This is a genomic window from Salinibacterium sp. NG253 (assembly GCF_015864945.1).
Classification (GTDB): domain Bacteria; phylum Actinomycetota; class Actinomycetes; order Actinomycetales; family Microbacteriaceae; genus Rhodoglobus.
The window spans coordinates 492,032-514,840 of sequence record NZ_JADYWF010000001.1 but is presented as its reverse complement, the minus strand read 5'-3'; the positions used below and the strand labels follow the sequence as shown (position 1 = coordinate 514,840).

Below are 22,809 nucleotides of genomic sequence, written 5' to 3'. Positions count from 1 at the left end.
CCTCGAGCGCGGCCGTGAGTTGGGTAATCTTAGATCTTCCCTGTAACGAATTGAGAGTGTTTACGTGACTGAGCAGCCCAACTTTGCTGGTGCACACGACGACCGCGATGGTTCCTCGGACTACGATGTAGCCGCCATCCACGCCAAGTGGCAAGCCAAGTGGGAAGAGCTTAAGCCGTTCGCGACGAGCGACCCGGAAGACAAGCGTCCGCGCAAGTACATTCTTGACATGTTCCCGTACCCCTCGGGCGACCTGCACATGGGTCATGCCGAGGCGTATGCCTTTGGTGATATCGCGGCACGCTACTGGCGTCAGCGTGGTTTCAACGTTCTGCACCCCATCGGCTGGGACTCCTTTGGTCTGCCCGCCGAGAATGCTGCCATCGAGCGCGGCATTGACCCTCGTGGCTGGACGTACGACAACATCGATCAGCAGAAGAAGAGCATGAAGCTCTATGGCGTTTCCTTTGACTGGGATCGCGTTCTGCACACGAGCGACCCCGAGTACTACAAGTGGAACCAGTGGTTGTTCCTCAAGATGTACGAAAAGGGCCTCGCGTACCGCAAGGATTCTTGGGTCAACTGGGACCCGGTAGATCAGACTGTTCTCGCAAACGAGCAGGTTCTGGCCGACGGCACGTCTGAGCGTTCCGGCGCTGTGGTTGTCAAGAAGAAGCTCACGCAGTGGTATTTGAAGATCACCGACTACGCCGACCGTCTGCTCGACGACCTCAACCAGCTTGAGGGCGCCTGGCCGTCAAAGGTGCTCACGATGCAGCGCAACTGGATTGGCCGCTCGGTCGGTGCGGATGTCGACTTCGAGATCGAAGGTCGTGACGGCAAGGTTACGGTCTTCACCACGCGCCCCGACACCCTCTACGGTGTGACCTTCTTGGTCGTCGCCCCTGACGGTGACTTGGCTGCTGAACTCGTGGAGAACGCCAGCGACGATGTGAAGGCATCATTCGCTAGCTACCTCGAACAGACCCAGAAGCAGACCGAGATCGAGCGCAAGGATGCCGGTCGCGAAAAGACTGGCATCCCTCTCGACCGCTTTGCCATCAACCCGGTCACGGGCGAGCGCATCCCGATCTGGGCTGCCGACTATGTTCTGGCTGATTACGGTCACGGCGCGGTCATGGCTGTTCCTGCCCACGACCAGCGCGACCTTGAGTTTGCGATCAAGTTCGACCTGCCCGTGCGCGTTGTGCTCGACACGAATGCGCCGATCACTGGCCTGATTCCTGTTCTCGAGCTCGACGAAAACGGCATGGCTATCCTCCCGGATGACCTGCCGCCGTTGAACCCGCGCGAGACGGGCAAGTCGCTGCAGGGCGATGGCCGCATGATCAACTCAGGCCCTCTCGATGGTCTGAGCAAGAACAATGCAATCAAGAAGATCGTGGAGCAGCTTGAGGCTGCTGGCACCGGTCGTGCCGCGAAGACGTACCGACTGCGCGACTGGCTGATCAGTCGCCAGCGTTTCTGGGGAACCCCCATCCCGATCATTCACGGTTCGGATGGCGAGCTGATTCCGGTTCCCTTCGACCAGCTGCCTGTTGAACTGCCGTCGACGGAGGGTCTCGACCTGAAGCCGAAGGGCAAGTCGCCTCTCGCGGCTGCCGAAGACTGGATCAACGTTGAAGACCCGCGCGATGGCAGCCCTGCCCTTCGCGACGCTGACACGATGGACACGTTTGTCGACAGCTCGTGGTACTTCTTGCGGTTCCTGTCGCCGAACGACTCTGAGCAGGCATTCGACCCGGCAGAAGCAGAAAAGTGGGCTCCGGTCGACCAGTATGTCGGTGGCGTCGAGCACGCGATCCTGCACTTGCTCTACTCGCGCTTCATCACCAAGGTGCTGTTCGACCTCGGCTACGTCAGCTTCACCGAGCCCTTCAGCGCGCTGCTGAACCAGGGCATGGTGCTCTCTGAGGGCAAGAAAATGTCGAAGCGCAGCCGCAAGGCTGTCACGTTCTCGGGCGAAATCGCCGAGCACGGTGCCGATGCGCTTCGTTTGACGCTGGCCTTCGCTGGCCCGCCCGAGGAAAACATCAACTGGGAAGATGTGTCGCCCGCTGCATCCCACAAGTTCCTGGCTCGCGCGTTCCGTGTGGTGCGGGATGTCACGAGTGCCCCCGAGATCGAGTGGAAGACAGGCGACACCACGCTTCGTCGCGCCACCCACCGCTTCCTCGCCGATGGCCCAGGCCTCGCCGAGTCGCTGAAGTTCAACGTGCTCGTCGCTCGCATCATGGACCTCGTCAACGTGACGCGCAAGACGATCGACACCGGCGCTGGCGGCGGCGACGCTGCGGTTCGTGAAGCTGCTGAAGTCATCACGATCGCCTTGAGCCTGTTCGCTCCGCACACGGCAGAAGAGATGTGGGAGAAGCTCGGCTACGAGCCCACCGTCGCTCTTGCCGGCTGGCGTAAGGCCGACCCGTCGCTCCTCGTTGAGGACTCTGTTACGGCCGTCGTTCAGGTTGATGGCAAGGTTCGTGACCGCCTCGAAGTCTCGCCCAAGATCGATGGTGCCGACCTCGAAGCCCTCGCCATGGCATCCGACGCGGTCAAGCGCACCGTCGGTGACCGCGAGATCGTCAAGGTCATCGTGCGTGCTCCGAAGATCGTGAACATCGCGACTCGTCAACAGCCCACCGAAGGCTAAGAAGCTCCACACTTACCGCTAAGCGAGTCCCGATTAATCGGGGCGCGTTTAGTTTTTGGGGGTGGAAGAGTTTGAGCAGGCTCGCAAAGCACGGCTGCGAGTGCGCGTTGGCGCCGTCATCGTTGTGGTGCTCGTCGCGCTGGGAGGTGCGGTGTTGGCAACGGCTCTCACCGATAGTCCGACGGCCCTCGAGATCGCACGGGGCGAGGTTGGTGATGGAGGCGACAGTTTTGCGATTGAGGCTCCGTCTCTCTTCGTGCACGTCACGGGTGCTGTAGCTCGCCCCGGTCTCTTCGAACTAGCGGAGGGAGCGCGGGTTATCGACGCGATTGCGGCGGCTGGGGGATTCACGGACGATGCCAATCGCGATCAACTCAATCTTGCGCGGCTGCTGACGGATGGCGAACAATTCGCCGTGCCCGCCGCCGGCGACGGCGACGACGCAGCCGGGGCCACGGAATCGGATGGCCGGGTGAATCTGAACACCGCGGATGCCGCAGCGCTCGATACACTGCCCCGCATCGGCCCCGCGATGGCGGCACGCATTCTGGCCTGGCGTGACGCAAACGGACGCTTCACGAGCATCGATGATTTGCGCAACGTTGCTGGAATTGGCGACGCGACCTTTGACGGATTGCGCGACTTGGTCACGGTATGACTCTCGATCTGCGGTTGAGCCTGCCGGTTGCCGCCGCGTGGATCGTGGCGGTCTTCTTGATCGCGGTCCCAGCGTGGTCTGTTCACGTATCAATTGCCCTATGGCTCGGAGCTGGGGTGTGTGCGGCGGCTGCGCTCGTGACCGAGCGACGACTGTTACCCAGCCTCGCGCTGGGATGCGCCCTCGCGGCTCTGTGTTCAACATCGGTCGCGTTTCAGGCCGAGAATCGACAACCAGCGGTGCTCGCGGAGATCGCTGCACAACATTCGACCGTCACCGCGACAGCAGTGACGACGAGCGCGGTGCTTGACGATGCAGAGTTCTTTCAAGCGAACATCACCCAGTTGGAGAGTGATGGCGAAATCGTAGAGCTCGATTCTCCTGCACTCATTTTCAGCGAACGGGGTGGTTTCGGCGCGAGCGAAACGACAGCGGCTGACGTGCCAGATGGCCGTGAGGTTTCAGAGTCCGCCGGCGACAACGTGCCGTGGGGGATCGGTGTCACTTTCACCGTCACCGGCACTCTCGCCAACACCGAACCGGGCGACGGGCGCGCGGTGCTTCTCTTCGCTTCGGATGCTCCAGAGTGGCGCGCAGCTCCGAACTGGCAGTTCGATTGGGCAAACCAGCTGCGCCGCACGTTTGCCGCTGCAACGACCCAACTTCCGGGTGGCGGTGGCGAACTCTTGGGTGGCCTCGCGATCGGCGACACCAGCGCCGTCAGCGATGATTTGGATGCCGCGATGAAGACAAGCTCACTGAGCCACCTCACGGCCGTCTCTGGGGCAAACTGCGCGATCGTGGTCGGATTGATCATGGCGCTCGGCGGGCGTGCTGGAGTGCAACGCGCACTGCGGATTGCTCTGTCGATACTCGTGTTGCTCGCGTTTGTGATCGTTGTCACGCCCGATCCGAGCGTGCTGCGTGCAGCGCTGATGGCAACATTCGTGCTGATTGCGCTGGGCAGCGGCAGGCCGATCCGAGGGATGGCCGTTCTTTCCCTCGCTACAATCGCACTCCTCGTGTTCGACCCGTGGCTTTCGCGCAACTTCGCCTTCGTGCTCTCCGTGTTCGCTACCGCTGGGCTACTGCTGTTTGCGGAACCGCTTGCGCAATTTCTCGCACGTTGGATGCCCCGCTGGCTGTCACTCGTCGTTGCCGTGCCCTTGGCGGCTCAGCTCGCCTGCCAGCCCGTGCTCCTGCTCTTGCAGCCCTCTTTGCCGACCTATGGAGTGCTCGCGAACGTAATGGCGGCGCCCGCCGCTCCCATCGCTACTGTCGTGGGGCTCGCGGCGTGTGTGGCGCTCTCGGTGATCCCGGCGCTCGGGTTTGGCCTCATGTGGATCGCGTGGATTCCCTCCGCGTGGGTTGCCGCGGTAGCTGAATTCTTCGCCGAGGCCCCGTGGGCGCGCATACCGTGGTGGGAGGGCTGGGTGGGGGTCGTGACCCTCAGCGTACTCACGATGCTCCTCCTGACCGCTCTCATGACCACTGGAGCGTGGCGGGCGCACGCGGTGACCTCGCTGCTCATCGCCGGTGCCCTCGCAATTGCCGTTGTCGTAGGGAGCGCCGTGAGCACGGCGCTCACGTGGCCGAGCGACTGGCAATTCGCCCAATGCGACGTCGGGCAAGGAGACGCCGTAGTCGTTCGTAGCGCGGGCAAAACTGCCCTCATCGACACCGGTGCCGAGCCAGAACTGCTCAAAAACTGTCTCGATCGCCTCTCGATTGACCACATCGATCTGTTGGTATTGACCCATTTCGACCACGACCATGTTGGCGGAACCGAGGCAGTGGTGGGCAAGGTAGGCACCGCCATCGTTGGTCCGGTCAGCTCAGTGGACGACGAGCAATTGCTCAGCACACTCGCGGCGTCCGGGGCACGCGTGGTTGAAGTCAGTGCGGGAGATCGGGGCCAGCTTGGCGAACTGCAGTGGAGCATCCTGTGGCCTGCAGCAGTGCTTTCGGGGATAGACCCTGGCAACGATGCGAGCGTGGTTGTCGAGTTCGCTCCACGCTCCGACTGTCTCCAGCAATGTCTCAGCGCGGTGTTCCTTGGCGACCTCGGCGAAAGCGCTCAGTCGCGCCTCGCTTCCGCTCACGCGTTCACACAAGTGGATGTCGCGAAAGTAAGCCATCATGGTTCCGGCGACCAGTATCCGGCCCTCTATCTCGAGCTGAAAGCCACTCTCGGACTCATTGGTGTCGGAGCGGATAACGGTTATGGGCATCCGACGGCCGATGCGCTCGCCATGCTCGATGACGCTGGCACGGCAGTAGCCCGCAGTGACGAAGACGGCTTGGTGTTGGTCTCTTCAACGGTGCAGCCCGGTGTGGTTTCTGTGTGGTCGGAGAACGATGTGGGTGCCCGGCACTAGGCTGGGATCGCAGTTCAAATTGAGGAGTGTTGTGGCCGCCAGAACCCCCGCCCGATCGCCGGCGAAATCTAAAGTCGCGATCCCGCAGTTGGCGTGGAACAAGGTGCGTCCCGCGCCGATCATTCTCGTCAGCGGCACCGAAGGCTTTTTGGCCGACCGTGCTATCCGCATGCTGCGCGACACCTTGAAGGTCGAAGATCCCAGTCTCGAGGTCAACGACCTTGAAGCAGACCATTACGGTCCTGGCGAACTCATCAGTCTTGCCAGCCCTTCTCTGTTCAGCGAGCCCCGGCTGATTCGAGTGACGAACGTCGAGAAATGCACTGACGCATTCATCACCGAAACCCTGTCCTACCTTGAGGCCCCGGCAGACGACACCTATCTTGTGCTGCGTCATGCGGGGGGAGTCCGCGGCAAGAAACTGCTCGACGCCATCCGGGCAGGCAAGGGCGGTGGAATCGAGATCACGTGCCTCGAGATGAAGAAGGATGCCGAAAAGTACGACTTTGCCTCCGCAGAGTTCGCGGCACAGCGTCGGCGGGTCACCCCCGGGGCGCTGCGAACGCTCGTCTCTGCTTTTTCTGCTGACTTGGCTGAACTTGCGGCAGCCTGCCAACAGCTGCTCGCCGATGATGCTGACGAGATCAACGAAGCCACTGTCGCCAGGTACTACTCGGGTCGAGTCGAAACGAGTGCGTTCAAGGTAGCGGATTCCGCGATCGCCGGTCGATCTGGTGAGGCTCTTGTGCTTTTGCGCCATGCGCTCGCTTCGGGCGCCGACCCGGTGCCAATTGTGGCGGCGTTCGCCTCGAAACTGCGCACTATGGCAAAGCTTTCGGGCGGCTCGATGTCGTCCGGGCAAGCCGCGAAGATGTTCGGCATGGCACCCTGGCAGGCCGATCGTGCGATGAAAGATTTGCGCGGCTGGAGTGATGCCGGGCTCGGTTCAGCCATTGAGGCGATCGCGGATACCGATGCCCAAGTTAAGGGCCTCGGGCGTGATCCTGTCTTTGCTCTCGAACGCATGATTTCTGTGGTCGCCGCACGAGGCAATCACTGACCTGCTTCCGGCAGCTCTCAACGCCCAACGACAAAAGCCCCCGACCGCGAACGGTTGGGGGCTTCTGTGTGTTCGACGTTAAGTCGAGCGAGGTATTTAGAGTGCTGCGACCTGCTTGGCCATTGCCGACTTGCGGTTGGCTGCCTGGTTCTTGTGAACTACGCCCTTGCCAGCTGCCTTGTCGAGCGACTTGGAAGCGACCTTCAGGTTCGCGAGAGCGGCGTCTTTGTCGCCAGCCTTGATCGCTGCGCGCGTTGCGCGGATAGCGGTCTTGATCTGGCTCTTGACCTGGCGGTTGCGGTCTTGTGCCTTCTTGTTGGTACCGATGCGCTTGATCTGCGACTTAATATTTGCCACGTGTATGTGCTTTCTTGTTTGTGGATCAGAGATGGTGGGCGGCCGTGGAAGAGAATCGACGTTCTGATTCCCGGCCGCGATGCGCATACTGTTCGACGAAGAACCTTATGCATAAGCCAACAGGCAACATTACCAGCGCAGTGGAGCTATGGCAATTGCGGAACGATTGCACGACCCCAGCGCCGAACAAACGGGGTTAGTTCGGACTTCTCGGTAAAGCTTCGGCAATTGCGGGACGCCGCTGCGCGATGTCCCCGTTGGCTTCTCCCAGAGTACTGACCTTGAGTGCTTCCCGTTTTATGCCACGCCTAAATGGCGCAGGTGGGTTGCCGTAGAGCATCTGGTCGTCCCACCCAGCATTTCGGGGGTTACCCCGCTACCCGCACCGTTGCAGTTTTTCTACCGTTGAGGCATGACTTCTTCAACCGCTTCTTCGTCCACAATCGTTCTTCCCGAATCCGAATCCGAATCCGAATCCGAGCGCGATGGCGCCGCTGGGGACTCCCAGCTGGGTCCGGCGGAACCGCAGCCCGCAACATCCGCTGCTCCTGCGAAGTCGAGTGCTCGCACAATGAGTATTCTCGCTCTCAGCTTGGGTATCGCGTCGTTGATTTTTGCCCAGACAGTTGTTGTGCCCTTGGCGGCCGTCATTCTTGGCGTATTTGGGCTGCGGGATGAACCAGCAGGCCGCGGTTTCGCTATCTGGGGCATCGTCTTAGCGTGCGTCGCAACGTTCGGCTGGGTTTTCATCGTGGTTGCTGGCGCCCTGTTTTCTTTGCCCTTTATCCTTCTCGGCGCTGCGTTTTAGGCGTCTTGTAGTCCAGCCCGCACCGCTAACGGTGCGGGCTTTGGCCTGTCGCAACGGTGGGTGCGCGCAGGATCGTCGGCTTCATGGGAGAATTGGGCGGATGTCTCCTCGCGCCTCTTACACACTTGAGCCTGCTTCGACCGATCCTGCGTTTATCCGCAACTTTTGCATCATTGCGCATATCGATCATGGCAAGTCCACCCTCGCTGACCGCATGCTGTCGGTCACGGGGGTTGTTAGCGACCGCGATATGCGGGCGCAGTACCTCGACCGTATGGATATCGAGCGTGAGCGCGGCATCACAATCAAGAGCCAAGCGGTGCGCATGCCGTGGGCGCTTACCGATGAAAACGGTAAGGAACAGTCCTACGCGCTCAACATGATCGACACACCCGGCCACGTTGACTTCACCTATGAGGTGTCACGTTCCTTGGCGGCGTGTGAGGGCGCAATTCTTTTGGTAGACGCTGCGCAGGGCATTGAGGCCCAGACGCTCGCCAACCTGTATTTAGCGATGGAGAACGATCTCACGATCATTCCCGTGCTGAACAAGATCGACCTGCCCGCTGCCGATCCCGACAAGTATGCCGAAGAAATCGCTGGCCTCATCGGTTGCGATCCGGCCTCTGTGCTTCGCGTCTCCGGCAAGACCGGCGTCGGCGTCCCCGAGCTGCTCGATGAGGCAACACGACTCATCCCCGCACCGGTGGGAGACGCGGATGCTCCGGCCCGCGCCATGATTTTCGACTCCGTCTACGACGCCTACCGCGGTGTAATCACGTACGTCCGCATGATCGATGGCAAGCTCTCGCCGCGCGAGAAGGTCATGATGATGTCGACTAAGTCGGCTCACGAGTTGCTCGAAATTGGCGTGAGTGCGCCCGAGCCAACGCCCACTAAGGGCCTTGGTGTTGGAGAGGTGGGTTACCTCATCACGGGCGTGAAAGATGTGCGCCTCAGCAAGGTTGGCGACACGGTCACCAACTTCGCGAAGCCATCGAGTGTGCCGCTTCAGGGGTATTCAGAACCGAAGCCGATGGTGTTCTCTGGTCTCTACCCGATCGATGGTTCCGATTATCCGGTGCTGCGTGAAGCTCTCGATAAGTTGAAGCTTTCGGATGCTGCGCTGGTGTACGAACCAGAAACGTCCGTTGCGCTTGGCTTTGGTTTCCGTTGTGGGTTCCTCGGCCTGCTGCACTTGGAGATTGTGCGCGAGCGTCTCGAGCGCGAGTTCAATCTCGACATGATCGCGACGGCTCCGTCGGTTATCTACGAAGTGATGGGCGACGACAAGAAGTTCACGACGGTCACGAACCCGAGCGAGTTCCCGGGCGGCAAGATCGCCAGTGTTTCTGAGCCGATGGTGAAGGCATCCATTCTGACGCCGAAAGACTTCGTCGGAACCGTGATGGAGCTCTGCCAGTCGCGTCGAGGCACCATGCAGGGTATGGAATACGTCGGAACCGACCGTGTTGAGCTGCACTACACAATACCGCTTGGTGAGATTGTGTTCGACTTCTTCGACCACCTCAAGAGCCGCACTCAGGGCTACGCAAGCCTCGACTACGAGCCCAGTGGCGACCAAGAAGCTGACCTGGTGAAGGTCGACATTCTTCTTCAGGGCGAAGCCGTTGACGCGTTCAGTGCGATCGTGCACCGCGACAAGGCCTACGCCTACGGTGTGCTCATGACGGAGCGCTTGAAGAATCTGATTCCGCGCCAGCAGTTTGAGGTGCCCATCCAGGCCGCGATTGGTGCGCGCATTATTGCTCGCGAGTCGATCCGTGCCATGCGTAAAGACGTTCTTGCTAAGTGCTACGGCGGTGACATCAGCCGCAAGCGTAAACTCCTTGAGAAGCAGAAGGAGGGCAAGAAGCGCATGAAGATGGTCGGTCGTGTCGAAGTTCCGCAGTCCGCCTTTATTGCTGCGCTTTCCGGTGAAGTCGAAGCCGGGAAAGAGAAGAAGTAGGCCTATGGATGCCCGCACCTACCCCAATGCTCCCGTCACGTACGGGGCGGTCGGTGCTACGCGCGGCAGCACTTTCACGGTGCTTCCTCCCGCAGGTTTCCGCCGCGTGCAGCGAAGTGCCCGCATTGGGCATGGTGAACAGCGTTGGGCTTTTGCTCGCGAGCAGATTCTTACCTGGGGTGTGAAGCGTCGCAGCGGTTTCGGTGTCACTTTGTTGCCCCGCGATCCGCATGGCGAACTGCAGGACCTTTCTGCCGATAGCGCAGATCATCCTTTCGTGCGCCCCGGCGACACGATCGTGCTGTCGGTGGGCCGCGGCCGCTACACGGCGCACGAACCAGTGCGTGTTGTGTATGTCGTTGATGACCCCACGGTTGCCGGCTTCGCTTACGGAACGCTCGAGGGGCATCCGCTGCGCGGCGAAGAGTCGTTCATGATCGAACGCCGTGACGACAACTCGGTGTGGATGACGGTGCGATCATTCTCGCGGCCGGCATCATTCAAGTGGATGTTGCTCTCGCCCGCTTTGCGGATCTTTCAGTACCTCGTGGTGAGCCGCTACCTGCGCGCTCTCGCTGGAGCAATTCCCGCGAGCCTGCCGGGTGAGCACGGTGGCGCTGCTCCCATCGAGCCTGCAGAGTAGCTCTCGTTGCCTACGCGCACGATTAGCGCGCAACGCTGCCTCGCGCGCTGTTAGCCGCGCGTCGCTAGCCGGTCGATTGCCTCGAGCACATCGTCGAGGCCGATCTCAAGGTTCTCGACCACAACGAGCGCACTGGTTTCGCGCAGGTCAGCGACGCTGTAGGCGCCGGTCGCTACCGCAATAAACGGGATCTTCGCCGAATCGGCGGCGAGGCCATCATTCGGGGTGTCTCCGACGATCACGCTGGGCTGGTCTCCGAGCACGGTCGCCACGAGGGACGTGAGGTGGTGGCGGTCGGGTGACCGATCACCGAAGAACGAGTTCTTCCAGTTGAAGTCTTCGGCTGCGTAGCCCGCCGCGACGAGTTTGACGCGAGAATGCTGAAGTCCGTTGCCGGTGAGCAGCGCGTTTGTCCAGCGGCGGTCGGTAGCGGCGACAAGGGCGTGTTGCCCTCCGGCAACCGCGGAGCGCACATAGCCGTTGTCGTGCAGCGCTTGAGTGCGAATGTCGAGCTCGGCGAGGACATCCTCGAGCAGAGCGGCAGGATGCCCGTTGAGCACGAGCAGGTCGGTGAGGATCTGTCCTTCGGTCTTGCCGTGGGGATTCGTAATGAGCTTCTGTGGCGCGCCACCAGTGACACGGGTGAATGCGTCGAGGTACACCGCAGCGCCGTCTGTCGAATTGTGGATGAGCGTTCCGTCGATGTCCCACAGGATGTGCATAGTCACGCATCCATGCTCCCATGTCCGAGGTGACACAATTGACGTGTGCCCGCTCGTCATAGTTCTGGCACGCTTTCTTCACCGTTTGTTAAGGGGATTAGTTCGTGCCAGGTGCGTTGCCAATTGCTGATCCTGCTCCTCTCGACGGAGCGCTGCCCGCGAGTGTCGCGGTTAACTCTGCGAACCGGGATTGGAGCGTGTACATTCACGTGCCGTTCTGCCGGGTTCGTTGCGGGTACTGCGACTTCAACACGTATACGGGTGAAGAATTGCGCGGGGCGAAGCGCTCTGACTACGCGACCGAAGCGATCGCTGAAATCGAGCAGGCATCCGCGGTTCTCACCCAAGCGGGCGTTGCACCGCGCAAGGCTTCCACAGTCTTCTTCGGCGGCGGTACCCCAACCTTGCTGCCCGTGTCTGATCTGACTCGCATGCTCGCCGCCGCACGCGATACGTGGGGCTTTATGCCGGATGTTGAAGTCACGACAGAGGCAAATCCCGACTCTGTTGACCGCGATTACCTTCTCGCGCTCAAAGAGGCTGGCTTTACGCGAGTGTCGTTCGGCATGCAGTCCGCGGTGCCCCATGTGTTGGCCACGCTAGAACGCACCCACGATCCCGAGCGCGTGCCGTTCGTTGTCGAGTGGGCGCGCGATGTTGGTTTGGATGTCAGCCTCGACCTCATTTATGGAACACCGGGGGAGTCACTGGCCGATTGGGAGCGCTCGCTTGACTATGCGATTGCTCAGAATCCCGACCACATTTCTGCCTACGCGCTCATTATCGAGACCGGTACGAAGCTGGCCGCGCAGATCAAGCGTGGGGATGTTGCCCCGGTCGACGATGACCTGCAGGCCGACATGTACGAGCTGGCTGACGCGAAGCTCGCTGCGGCAGGTTACGACTGGTACGAGGTCAGCAACTGGGCCAAGCGCGACGAGAATCCCGAGATCAGTCACGCAAGCCGTCACAACCTCGGTTACTGGTTAGGCAATGACTGGTGGGGTGTTGGCCCCGGAGCCCACAGCCACGTTGGTGGTGTGCGCTGGTGGAATGTCAAGCATCCGGCGGCGTATGCGGATCGCATCGCGGCGGGTCATTCACCTGGCGCGGGGCGGGAAACACTCGCTGACTCGAGCAAATATCTTGAGCACGTGCTCTTGCGGGCGCGCGTTCGGAACGGTCTGAGCACTGCGACGCTCGATGCAGACGGCCGCACGGCGGTTGCCGGCCTCATCGCGGATGAACTCGTGGATGCCCGGGCCGCGATCGGCGGAACCATCAATCTCACGCTCAAGGGGCGCCTGCTAGCGGATGCCGTAGTGCGGCGATTGCTAGCAGACGCCCCTATCTAGAGCGAAACCGTGTGAGGTCGGTACCGTGGAGTTACTTGATGAACTCGATGGTGAGCGGGTACTTGTAGGCCTCGCCCTTGTTGGCGGCGACGGCGGCGATGATGCTGAAGATGATGATCACGATGCCGACACCGATCATCAAGAAGAGGCCGATGAAGATCGTGGTGAGGACGACACCGATCGCGTAAGCGATCGCCATCGTGATCTGGAAGTTAAGTGCGGTGCGAGTGTGAGCACGCACGAACGGTCCGCGGTCCTTGAGCACGAGGTACCCGATAAGAGCGGGAATGAAGCTGAAGAAGATTCCGCCGATGTGGATGAGCGTCGACCAGAGCTTCTCGTCGCTCGGACTCATCGGTTGGATCGGTGCGTACGGCGAGGTGGGTGGTGGTGTGGAATCTGACATGACTCCATTAAACCCTGCATTGGCTCAAAGCGTGCATCAGAAAACAAGAAAGCCCCGAGAGCCGAAGCTCTCGGGGCGAAACCCGTTCGGTCTAGCCGATGTGGGTCATTACTGCGAAGAAGACCCTACTTGATGAGGCGCAGTGCGAAGGGGTAACGGTAGTTCGTGCCGTCCTTCGCCTTGGTGAAGCCGATGATCGAGAAGACTACCGACACGATGAAGACGATCGGGAGCAAGATTGCACCGATAACTACAACCGTGAGGATGTTCGAGATGATGTAGGCGATTGCCATCGTGATCTGGAAGTTCAGTGCTTCTTTGGCTTCGGTGTTAGTGAAAGCACCGCGGTCCTTGAAGACCAACCAGATGATCAGCGAGGGAAGGAAGCCGATGATTCCGCCCAAGTGAGCGAATGATGCCCACTGGTTGTCCTCGGTAGCGGTCAGTTGTGCGGCCGGCTGGGGTGCTGCGGGCTGCGGATTTGCGTCAGTCATGTGTTCGTGCCTTTCAGGTGAACGAGGGAACTTCCCGGGTTTCATCAAAGTGCTCGGTGTCACACCTGAGCATTTCCACAAAAAGGTAGCGCTCAAGTACAAAGACACGCTAGCGGTATGACTCGCGCGGTGCAACGGGTGTGTCGCGGTGTGTCGAGTAAGATTGGCAGTCGAACGGATTGAGTGCCAATCAGGAAAGGTGGGTGGTGGCATGGTTTCCGCCCGCGGACTTGACGTGCTTCGAGTCATCGTGCAGGACTACGTTGCTACGCGCGAGCCTGTCGGTTCTAAATCGATCGTTGAACGTCATTCTTTTGGAGTGTCAGCCGCGACGATTCGCAACGACATGGTTTTGCTCGAAGACGAAGAACTTATTACGGCGCCGCATACCTCGTCGGGGCGTGTGCCCACCGATAAGGGCTACCGCATGTTTGTCGACCAACTGGCTGACTTGCGACCTCTTACGAGTGCGCAGCGTCAAGCAATCGAGTCGTTCCTCGGCCAAGCCGACGATCTGGATGACGTGCTCGCGCGGTCAGTTCGCCTGCTGTCGCAGCTCACCAACAGTGTCGCACTCGTGCAGTACCCATCGCTGGCAACGGCCAGGGTGCGCCATGTGGAGCTAGTTCCGCTCACAGCGACGCGGATCATGACGGTGTTTATCACCGACGCTGGTCGGGTAGAGCAGCGACTTATTGATCTCCCAGAGGCGCTCGATGATGTGTTCTTGGGCGAATTGCGGGCGAAACTCAACTCGGCTCTCAACGGGCAGTCATTGCCCGAGGCTGCTGAGCGACTTGCCAGTTTCGTTGAGGTTTTTCCTGTTGAACGTCGGCCTTTTGTCGCTTTAGTGACCTCGAGTTTGGTGGAACAGGTGTTGGCTAACCGTGCCGACAAGCTCGTTTTGGCTGGCACAGCAAATCTTGCACGAACCGAGCAAGACTTTACCGGCAGCATTTTTCCTGTACTCGAGGCAATAGAAGAGCAAGTAACGTTGTTGCGCCTCTTTGGGGAGATGGAAGTAGCAAATGGATCCGTTTCTACTCGCATCGGGCGAGAGAACGCAGAATTTGGATTAGAAGAGACATCGGTCGTCACAGGAGGGTATTCCTCCTCCGGCGGCGGACTTTCGCGGCTGGGAGTGCTTGGCCCAACACGCATGGACTATTCGAACAACATGGCAGCGGTTCGCGCGGTAGCGCGGTACCTGTCACGACTTTTGGAAGACAACTGAGCTCGTAAGGAGCAATCGGAACTTTGGCAGATCACTACGAAGCCCTCGGCGTTGCGCGCGAAGCGACACCGGAAGAAATCAAGAAGGCATACCGCCGGCTCGCTCGCGAGCTGCACCCCGACGTGAATCCGAGCGCGGATGCGTCGGAACGCTTCAAGTCGGTAACTCACGCGTATGACGTGTTGAGCGATCCGCAGCAGCGCCAGCAGTACGACATGGGTGGCAGCGGTGGTGGATTCGGCGGAGCCAACTTCGGGTTCGGCGACATTTTCGAAACATTCTTTGGTGGCGGGGGTGGCGGCCAAACCGCTGGTCCTCGTTCGCGCCGTGAGCGTGGCCAGGATGCGCTACTCCGCGTTGAGGTGAGCCTGAAAGACACGATGTTCGGCGTCACGCGCGACATCGAGGTCAACACTGCTGAGCTCTGCGAAACGTGTGAGGGCAGCTGCACGGCTCCCGGAACATCGCCAATTCGTTGTGATATTTGTCAGGGCAGCGGCCAGATCCAGCGTCAGGTGCGCAGCCTTCTCGGCAACGTCATGACGTCAAGCCCCTGTGGCACGTGCCGCGGCTACGGAAACATCATTGTGAACCCGTGCGCGACGTGTGCAGGCCAGGGCCGCGTTCGGGCTCAGCGCACGATCTCGGTCGATATTCCCGCCGGTGTTGAGACGGGTCTACGTTTGCAGATGCCCGGTCAAGGCGAAGTTGGCCCCGCTGGTGGACCGCACGGTGACTTGTTCTTGGAGATCAAGGTTCGCCATCACGACATTTTCAGCCGCTCTGACGACGACTTGCTCGCGACCGTTGAGGTGCAGATGATCGATGCGATCATGGGCACCACGGTCATGCTTGACGGGCTTGACGGTGAAGTTGAGGTGCAGATCAAGCCGGGAACACAGAGCGGCGAAGTTCTTACCGTCAGGGATCGTGGAATCACGGCCCTTCGCGGTGGTGGCCGTGGTGACTTGCGACTGGGCATCCAAGTGGTCACTCCGACCAAGCTCAGCGGCGCCGAGCAGACCTTGTTCAAGCAGCTGGCTGCCGTACGCAAGAGCAAGCAACCGCACTTTGCTGAGTTCCAGCAGGGCTTGTTTGCAAAGCTCCGCGACCGGTTCCTCTAGGCCGCCGTGGCTCACCTCTATATCGATGAGGAGCTCGGTGACGCGAGTGTCGGCGATGCCGTTTCGCTCGGCAACGCCGAAGCGCGCCATGCGGTTACCGTTTCACGGTTGAAAGTTGGCGAAGTCATTGCCATCAGCAACGGTGCGGGTCTTGTGGTCTCGGGGCCGGTTGTCACGGCAGAACACACGCAACTCACGATTGAGGTTGCCGAAGTGCAGCAGTCGCCCCGGCGCACCCCCGCGGTATTCCTCGCCCAGGCTCTTGCCAAGGCCGACCGTGATGAGCTCGCGGTGCAAGTGGCCACTGAGCTCGGCGTCGATGGCGTGATTCCGTGGTCGGCCGCACGCAGTATTTCGCGGTGGCAGGGCCCCAAAGTTGCCAAGGGGCGCGACCGCTGGGCAGCAATTGTGCGCGAAGCGAGCAAGCAGTCGTTGCGCACGTGGCTTCCTGACGTGCTCGATCTTGTGACGACAAAGCAATTGGCGGCATTTGCGTCAACGACGCGGATGCTCGTGCTCGAGCCCACAGCCACGGAGACGCTCGCAGAGCTTGAGGTTGACGACCGCGACATCGTTGTGGTTGTGGGGCCGGAGGGTGGCGTCGCGGATCACGAGCTAGCGCTCCTGACAGCGGCCGGTGCATCCATGATTCGGCTGGGCAGTGAAGTGTTGCGTACCTCAACAGCAGGCCCTGCAGCGTTGGCGGCTTTGAACGTCAAGCTTGGCCGTTGGAGCTAGAGGTTTAGGCTAGAGACATGTCTGATTCCCCCTCGATCTTCACGAAGATCATTGCTCGCGAAATTCCCGCCGATATTGTCTTCGAGTCAGATTCGGTGATCGCATTTCGCGACATCGCCCCGAAGGCGCCCGTGCACCTGCTGATCGTGCCGAAGACTGAAGAGTTCGCCAATGTGACAGAACTTGCTGCAGGCAACCCTGCACTCTTGGCCGACATCGTCGCGGTGGCGCAGAAGCTTGCCGACGATTACGCAGGCGGACAGTACAGACTGATTTTCAATACCGGCGAAAACGCTGGTCAAACTGTTTTCCATGTGCACGCTCATGTGCTCGGTGGAAACCTCGAGGAAGGCACCCTTGGTCACTAGTGACTCTGAGTCCGAACGTTCCACAGAGCGCGTCAGCGTCTCGATCGAAGTAGATGGTGTCGCCATGGTGCGACTGCTTGGCCCCCAAGACCGCCTGCTGCGTGTGGTGGAGAGCAAATTCTCCGACGTTGAAATGCATGTCCGCGGCAACGAAATCACTCTGAGTGGTCCACCGGCATCGGTGGAATCTGCTCAAGAACTCGTCGATGAATTGGTCACGATGGTGCGCGGTGGACACGACTTGGGCGAGATCGAGGTTGACTCCTCGGCGCGCATCTTGCGAAAGAACCAGGGCAGCCCGAAAACGCTCCTCGGTCAAACAATTCTCACGGCACGCGGTAAAGCGATTCGACCGAAAACACTCGGTCAGTCGCAGTATGTCGATGCGATGGACAACAACACGATCGTGTTTGGAATTGGCCCCGCCGGCACCGGTAAAACGTACTTGGCGATGGCCAAGGCCGTGCAGGCGTTGCAGCGCAAAGAAGTTGACCGCATCATCCTGAGCCGACCTGCCATTGAGGCGGGGGAGCGTTTGGGATTCTTGCCCGGTTCTTTGACCGACAAGATCGACCCGTATCTGCGTCCGCTCTACGACGCGCTCAACGACATGATGGATCCCGAACTTGTGCCTAAGTTGCTGGCGGCCGGCACCGTTGAGGTTGCCCCGCTCGCTTATATGCGCGGTCGTACCCTCAACAACTCGTTTGTCGTTCTTGATGAAGCTCAGAACACCACGCCAGAACAAATGAAGATGTTCCTCACGCGCCTCGGCTTCGATTCCCAGATGGTGATCACTGGCGACATCACTCAGGTCGACCTGCCCGAGGGAGCAAGTGGGCTTAAACTCGTCTCGAACGTGCTTCGAGACATCGACGATATCCACTTCGCTGAGCTGACGAGTGCCGATGTGGTTCGACACAGCCTCGTCGGTCAAATTGTGGATGCCTATACAACCTATGACGCTGAAAAGCAGCGTGACGAATACAACCGCAAAAATCGGTCGCCGAAACGCAGCCGCAACCACGAGGGACGCTAGCGTGTCGATCGAAATCAACAACGAGTCGGGCGTCGATGTCGACGAGCACGCCTTCCAGCGCCTCTGCACTTTTGCTCTCGACCAGCTTCACGTGCATCCGGATGCCGAGCTCGGCATAGTCTTCGTCGACGAGGCCGCCATGGAACAGCTTCACGTGCAGTGGATGGACGAGCCGGGCCCCACCGACGTCTTGAGCTTCCCCATGGACGAACTGCGCCCCGGCACGGAAGACCGCCAGACGCCTGCTGGATTACTCGGCGATATCGTCGTGTGCCCGCAAGTCGCGCTCTCCCAAGCCGAAACTGCCGGCCATTCGCCGCTGGACGAAATGCTTCTGCTGACGACTCACGGTCTGCTTCACTTGCTCGGCTTCGATCACGCCGAGCCAGAAGAAGAAAAAGAAATGTTTGGCCTTCAGCGCGAAATCCTGGCGGGCTTTGCCCTGGCCGACCGAAATAAGTAGCCGGTCATGTTGATCGGCATATTCATCACCGCCGCGGTCCTGCTGGTATCGCTCGGTGGTTTGCTCGCGGCCGCAGACGCGGCACTCGGTGTCATGAGCCGCACCGACCTCGTCGAACTTGCGGCTCGCAGTCGTGCCAAAAAGTCGATCACGGCGATTTCGCTCGATACCGGCGCGCACATCAACGCGCTCAACTTCATGCGCATTGTGGTCGAAACCACTGCAGCAGTATTGGTGACCCTCGTGTTTGCCTCTGCCTTCGAGCAGTGGTGGCTCGTGCTGTTGCTGAGCGCGCTCATCATGACCGGGGCATCGTTCGTGCTGGTCGGTTCCAGCCCCCGCAGTGTGGGACGCGCGCACTCTCGCAAGGTGATGCAGGTCTCGGCGACGCTGGTGCGCAGCATCCGCGTGATTCTTGGTCCGATTGCGGACGCGCTGGTGGCTCTCGGTAACCGAGTGACTCCTGGTCGTCCGCGTACGGCAACATTCTCGAGCGAAGAACAACTGCTCAGCATGGTGGATGAAGCCGCTGAACACGAAGTTCTCGATCAAGACGATCGTGACCTCATCCACTCAATCTTTGAGTTCAACAGCACTGTGGTGCGTGAGGTCATGATTCCGCGCACCGACATGGTCACCGTCGAGGCGGAGGTCACGGCCAGCGCCGCCATGGGCCTCTTCTTGAGCCGTGGTGTATCTCGAGTGCCAGTCATTGGCGAAGACATCGACCAAGTGATGGGCGTGCTGTACCTGCGCGACGTTGCCCGAGTGGTCTACGAACAGCCGGCAGAAGCCGACAAGATGACGACTCAAGAGCTCGCACGACCAGCCCTCTTCGTGCCAGAGTCGCAGCGTGCCGATAGCTTGTTGCGGCAAATGCAGCTCGAATCGAACCACCTTGCGATGGTGGTCGACGAGTACGGCGGGATTGCGGGACTAGTCTCGTTGGAAGACCTCATCGAAGAACTTGTTGGCGACATCTCTGACGAGTACGACCGTGAAGTTGCCGAATTCGAAGAGTTGGCTGATGGCACATTCCGAGTGAGCGCCCGACTGCCGATCGACGAGTTGGGCGACCTGTTTGGGCTCGAACTCGATGATGACGAAGTTGACTCTGTCGGCGGGCTCATCATGAAAACGCTGGGGCGACTGCCCGAGAGCGGTGCCGTGGCGCACTACTCCGGGCTCGTGCTCACCGCAGAACGTACCGAGGGGCGTCGCAAACGCATCAGCACAGTGCTGGTGTCTCGCGACCCTTGGCTTGAAGATCAGCACGACCCACGCTCGCATGAACGAGAGAACGGTGAATCACAGTGACCGACGCCAGTGAATTCAGAGCAGGATTCGTGACCTTTGTTGGTCGACCCAACGTGGGCAAGTCCACACTGACCAACGCGCTAGTGGGGGAGAAGGTGGCAATCACGTCATCGAAGCCGCAGACCACCCGCCGCGCCATCCGCGGGATCGTGCATCGTGAAGACGGCCAGCTCATCATCGTGGATACCCCCGGTATGCACCGTCCGCGCACATTGCTCGGCGAGCGGCTCAACTCGATCGTGCAAGACACCCTCGGTGAAGTCGACGTCATTGGGCTGTGTATTCCGGCCAATGAAAAGATCGGTCCGGGCGACCGCTACATCAACGAGCAGTTGGATTCCTTCCCTCGCGCCAAGAAAGTCGCGATCGTCACCAAGATCGATGCGTCATCGCGCCCCGGCGTAGCCGAGCAGCTGAAGGCCGTGGCTGAACTGCGCGACTGGGACGAGATCATTCCGATCTCGTCGTTCGACAGCATCCAGCTCGACATTCTCTCCACCGAGCTCGTGAAGCTCATGCCGGTCTCCAATGCTCTCTACCCGGATGATGCGGTCACCGACGAGTCGACGGAATCCCGCGTCGCGGAGCTCATTCGCGAAGCCGCGCTTGAGGGCGTCATGGATGAGCTTCCGCACTCGATTGCCGTCACGATCGACGACATGATTGAGCGCGAGGACAAAAACCTTCTCGAAGTCTTCGCGAACATTTTCGTCGAGCGCGATAGCCAAAAGGGCATCATTATCGGCAAGGGTGGTGAGCGCCTGCAGGACGTGGGAGCGCGCGCTCGTGCGGAGATCGAGAAGCTCGTGGGCAAGCAGATCTTCCTCTCGTTGCGCGTCAAGGTTGCCAAAGAGTGGCAGCGTGACTCGAAGCAACTGGGCCGCCTCGGCTTCTAGGTAGCGGTTCTGTAACCAATCACTCGTTGCGGCATAGGCAGTGCTAGTCTGAAAATGTGTTGTTCGGTCTGCTCCTCCTTAGCTGCCGCGACGAGTCCTAATAGAGGCCTCCCTCGTCGCGGTGTTTGTCATTGGCTGACCAGATCCGTAACGAGTGGCCCACAAGGCTTTGAGAACAGCAGGAGCACACCATGAAGAACAATCAGTCCGCATCATCGATGCCGATCCACAAGTACCGTCCGTATCACGAGATCATCCCCGTTGATCTGCCGGACCGCACGTGGCCGTCCAAGCACATCACTCAGGCACCCCGCTGGTGTGCCGTTGATCTACGCGACGGTAACCAAGCTCTGATCGACCCGATGAGCCCCGAACGCAAGCGGATCATGTTCGATCTACTCGTGAAGATGGGCTACAAGGAGATCGAGGTCGGCTTCCCTTCGGCTAGCCAGACCGACTTTGACTTTGTTCGCTCGCTGATCGAGACGAACGCGATTCCGGACGATGTCACCATTCAGGTGCTGACGCAGGCGCGCGAAGAACTGATCGTGCGCACTTACGAATCGATCAAGGGCGCCAAGCAGGCAATCGTTCACCTCTACAACTCCACGAGCGTGCTGCAGCGTGATGTCGTGTTCCGCAAAGACAAGCAGGGCATTGTAGATATTGCCCTCAACGGTGCTCGCATCTGCAAGGCGTCAGAAGCAATGGTCCCCGGCACCGAGGTTTACTACGAATACTCGCCCGAAAGCTACACCGGTACCGAGCTCGAGTTTGCGGTTGATATCTGCAACCAGATCCTCGAAGTCTTCCAGCCCACCCCCGAGCGCAAGGTGATTCTGAACCTGCCGGCCACGGTCGAAATGGCTACCCCCAACGTTTATGCCGACTCCATCGAATGGATGTCGCGCCACGTGAACCACCGCGAGAACGTCATCATTTCGCTACACCCGCACAACGACCGCGGAACCGGAATCGCTGCGGCGGAGCTTGGTTACATGGCCGGAGCCGACCGTATCGAGGGATGCCTGTTCGGCAATGGTGAGCGCACCGGAAACGTCGACCTCGTCGCTCTGGGCCTCAACCTCTTCACACAGGGAATCGACCCCCAGATCGACTTCAGCGACCTTGACGAGATTCGCCGGACTGCAGAACACTGCAACCAGTTGAAGGTGCACGAACGCAGCCCCTGGGCCGGCGACCTCGTCTACACGGCCTTCAGCGGATCGCATCAAGACGCCATCAAGAAAGGCTTTGAGTCGATGGCGGCGCAGGCCGAACGTGAAGGCAAGCACGTTAACGATTTGGTCTGGGCTGTTCCGTACCTGCCGATCGACCCCAAGGATGTCGGGCGCGGTTACGAAGCCGTTGTTCGCGTGAACTCACAATCGGGCAAGGGTGGCGTTGCCTACCTGCTCAAGGCCGATCACAATTTGGATCTGCCGCGCAAGCTGCAGATTGAGTTCAGTGGTGTCGTGCAGTCGAAGACGGACTCCGAGGGTGGCGAGGTCTCAAGCGAGCAGATCTGGACCTCGTTCCAAGACGAATACCTGCCGGCATCCGCAGAGCACGCAGACCAGAAGTGGGGACGTTACGAATTGCTGGCGACCCGCACGACGAGCGCCAACGATGGCGAGGTGAGCCTTGAGGCTCGCCTGCGCGTCGACGACACCGAGACCGACGCCAGTCACAGCGGTAACGGCCCGATCGATGCCTTCTTGGGCATGCTTTCGGCCCAGGGCCAAGGCATCGCGGTCAAACTCTACGACTACGTTGAGCACACCATGAGCGCCGGAAGCAATGCGCAGGCGGCTGCCTACGTTGAGCTCGACATCAACGGCCAACGCCTCTGGGGCGTCGGCATCGATGGCGACATTTCGCGGGCGTCGCTCAAAGCAATCGTGTCTGCGGTCAACCGTTGGGTGCGTGCCACTCAGGATGCTCCCGAGTCAGAACTCGTCGCAGGCTAAGTCCGCGCTTGACGAACGCCCTGCAGCTCTGTGCTGTGGGGCGTTCGTGCGTTAAGGGCGGCGGGGCTGCAGGGCTGCTGCGAGGCAGAGTTGCTGAGTTGGGGCTGTCGCCGCGTTGGGAGGCGCCCGGCGGTGCTCG

At 60.2% G+C, this 22,809-nt stretch carries 21 protein-coding genes; 17 read left to right on the top strand and 4 right to left on the bottom strand.

All coding sequences use genetic code 11. The features are described 5' to 3' along the window. Nucleotides 1–64: 64 nt before the first annotated feature. From leuS to holA, 4 genes are all read left to right on the top strand, one after another. Entirely contained in the window at nucleotides 65–2,671 is a 2,607-nt protein-coding gene (gene leuS / locus I6E52_RS02460) for a leucine--tRNA ligase (protein ID WP_197154628.1), read from the top strand. Between the two features lie 61 nt (nucleotides 2,672–2,732). Next, nucleotides 2,733–3,329 (top strand): ComEA family DNA-binding protein, encoded by a 597-nt coding sequence (locus I6E52_RS02455; protein ID WP_307842330.1) that lies wholly within the window; start codon nucleotides 2,733–2,735, stop codon nucleotides 3,327–3,329. After that, on the top strand, nucleotides 3,326–5,707 hold the full coding sequence (locus I6E52_RS02450; RefSeq protein ID WP_197154599.1) for a ComEC/Rec2 family competence protein: 2,382 nt from the start codon (nucleotides 3,326–3,328) through the stop codon (nucleotides 5,705–5,707). The genes I6E52_RS02455 and I6E52_RS02450 overlap by 4 nt, the downstream gene beginning before the upstream one ends. A 31-nt stretch (nucleotides 5,708–5,738) precedes the next feature. After that, a complete protein-coding gene (gene holA / locus I6E52_RS02445; RefSeq protein WP_307842329.1) occupies nucleotides 5,739–6,767 on the top strand; it encodes a DNA polymerase III subunit delta in 1,029 nt (342 codons plus the stop codon). A gap of 96 nt (nucleotides 6,768–6,863) precedes the next feature. Here holA and rpsT read toward each other — a convergent pair whose 3' ends face one another. Further along, the gene (gene rpsT / locus I6E52_RS02440) at nucleotides 6,864–7,124 is read right to left on the bottom strand and encodes a 30S ribosomal protein S20 (protein WP_197124355.1); all 261 of its coding nucleotides are present in this window, start codon (nucleotides 7,122–7,124) and stop codon (nucleotides 6,864–6,866) included. A gap of 412 nt (nucleotides 7,125–7,536) precedes the next feature. Between rpsT and I6E52_RS02435 the strand changes: the two genes are divergently transcribed. From I6E52_RS02435 to I6E52_RS02425, 3 genes are all read left to right on the top strand, one after another. Further along, nucleotides 7,537–7,932, top strand: coding sequence for a DUF4190 domain-containing protein (locus tag I6E52_RS02435; protein WP_197154595.1), 396 nt, complete (start codon nucleotides 7,537–7,539; stop codon nucleotides 7,930–7,932). 100 nt (nucleotides 7,933–8,032) lie between these two features. After that, a complete protein-coding gene (lepA, locus tag I6E52_RS02430; protein ID WP_197154593.1) occupies nucleotides 8,033–9,901 on the top strand; it encodes a translation elongation factor 4 in 1,869 nt (622 codons plus the stop codon). A gap of 4 nt (nucleotides 9,902–9,905) precedes the next feature. Next, nucleotides 9,906–10,544, top strand: coding sequence for a DUF1990 family protein (locus tag I6E52_RS02425; protein WP_197154591.1), 639 nt, complete (start codon nucleotides 9,906–9,908; stop codon nucleotides 10,542–10,544). Nucleotides 10,545–10,594: 50 nt separating this feature from the next. On the opposite strand, the gene I6E52_RS02420 is transcribed toward I6E52_RS02425, so the two are convergent. Beyond that, nucleotides 10,595–11,266: an HAD family hydrolase gene (locus I6E52_RS02420; RefSeq protein WP_231601871.1), complete on the bottom strand. Its 672-nt coding sequence runs from the start codon at nucleotides 11,264–11,266 to the stop codon at nucleotides 10,595–10,597. Nucleotides 11,267–11,370: 104 nt separating this feature from the next. On the opposite strand from I6E52_RS02420, the gene hemW reads away from it, so the two are divergent. Beyond that, nucleotides 11,371–12,621 (top strand): radical SAM family heme chaperone HemW, encoded by a 1,251-nt coding sequence (hemW, locus tag I6E52_RS02415; RefSeq protein WP_197154587.1) that lies wholly within the window; start codon nucleotides 11,371–11,373, stop codon nucleotides 12,619–12,621. A gap of 31 nt (nucleotides 12,622–12,652) precedes the next feature. Here the strand turns inward: hemW and I6E52_RS02410 are convergent, their stop codons facing one another. Then, complete coding sequence (locus I6E52_RS02410) at nucleotides 12,653–13,027, bottom strand: DUF4870 domain-containing protein (RefSeq protein ID WP_231601738.1); 375 nt, start codon at nucleotides 13,025–13,027, stop codon at nucleotides 12,653–12,655. A gap of 125 nt (nucleotides 13,028–13,152) precedes the next feature. Further along, on the bottom strand, nucleotides 13,153–13,521 hold the full coding sequence (locus I6E52_RS02405; RefSeq protein WP_197154585.1) for a DUF4870 domain-containing protein: 369 nt from the start codon (nucleotides 13,519–13,521) through the stop codon (nucleotides 13,153–13,155). Between the two features lie 211 nt (nucleotides 13,522–13,732). On the opposite strand from I6E52_RS02405, the gene hrcA reads away from it, so the two are divergent. The 9 genes from hrcA (at nucleotide 13,733) to leuA (ending at nucleotide 22,670) form a co-directional block, all read left to right on the top strand. After that, nucleotides 13,733–14,755, top strand: a complete 1,023-nt coding sequence (hrcA, locus tag I6E52_RS02400; RefSeq protein ID WP_197124369.1) for a heat-inducible transcriptional repressor HrcA — start codon at nucleotides 13,733–13,735, stop codon at nucleotides 14,753–14,755. Between the two features lie 23 nt (nucleotides 14,756–14,778). Beyond that, the gene (gene dnaJ / locus I6E52_RS02395; protein ID WP_197154582.1) at nucleotides 14,779–15,879 is read left to right on the top strand and encodes a molecular chaperone DnaJ; all 1,101 of its coding nucleotides are present in this window, start codon (nucleotides 14,779–14,781) and stop codon (nucleotides 15,877–15,879) included. Between the two features lie 6 nt (nucleotides 15,880–15,885). Then, nucleotides 15,886–16,617, top strand: a complete 732-nt coding sequence (locus I6E52_RS02390; protein WP_197154580.1) for a 16S rRNA (uracil(1498)-N(3))-methyltransferase — start codon at nucleotides 15,886–15,888, stop codon at nucleotides 16,615–16,617. 17 nt (nucleotides 16,618–16,634) lie between these two features. Further along, nucleotides 16,635–16,985, top strand: a complete 351-nt coding sequence (locus I6E52_RS02385; RefSeq protein ID WP_197124375.1) for a histidine triad nucleotide-binding protein — start codon at nucleotides 16,635–16,637, stop codon at nucleotides 16,983–16,985. Then, nucleotides 16,975–18,024, top strand: a complete 1,050-nt coding sequence (locus I6E52_RS02380) for a PhoH family protein (RefSeq protein WP_197124377.1) — start codon at nucleotides 16,975–16,977, stop codon at nucleotides 18,022–18,024. The genes I6E52_RS02385 and I6E52_RS02380 overlap by 11 nt, the downstream gene beginning before the upstream one ends. Before the next feature lies 1 nt (nucleotide 18,025). Then, complete coding sequence (ybeY, locus tag I6E52_RS02375) at nucleotides 18,026–18,487, top strand: rRNA maturation RNase YbeY (RefSeq protein WP_197154578.1); 462 nt, start codon at nucleotides 18,026–18,028, stop codon at nucleotides 18,485–18,487. 6 nt (nucleotides 18,488–18,493) lie between these two features. Then, the gene (locus I6E52_RS02370) at nucleotides 18,494–19,804 is read left to right on the top strand and encodes a hemolysin family protein (RefSeq protein WP_197154576.1); all 1,311 of its coding nucleotides are present in this window, start codon (nucleotides 18,494–18,496) and stop codon (nucleotides 19,802–19,804) included. Continuing rightward, on the top strand, nucleotides 19,801–20,700 hold the full coding sequence (gene era / locus I6E52_RS02365; RefSeq protein WP_197154574.1) for a GTPase Era: 900 nt from the start codon (nucleotides 19,801–19,803) through the stop codon (nucleotides 20,698–20,700). The genes I6E52_RS02370 and era overlap by 4 nt, the downstream gene beginning before the upstream one ends. Before the next feature lie 191 nt (nucleotides 20,701–20,891). Then, nucleotides 20,892–22,670, top strand: coding sequence for a 2-isopropylmalate synthase (gene leuA, locus I6E52_RS02360; protein WP_197154572.1), 1,779 nt, complete (start codon nucleotides 20,892–20,894; stop codon nucleotides 22,668–22,670). Nucleotides 22,671–22,809: the final 139 nt, after the last annotated feature.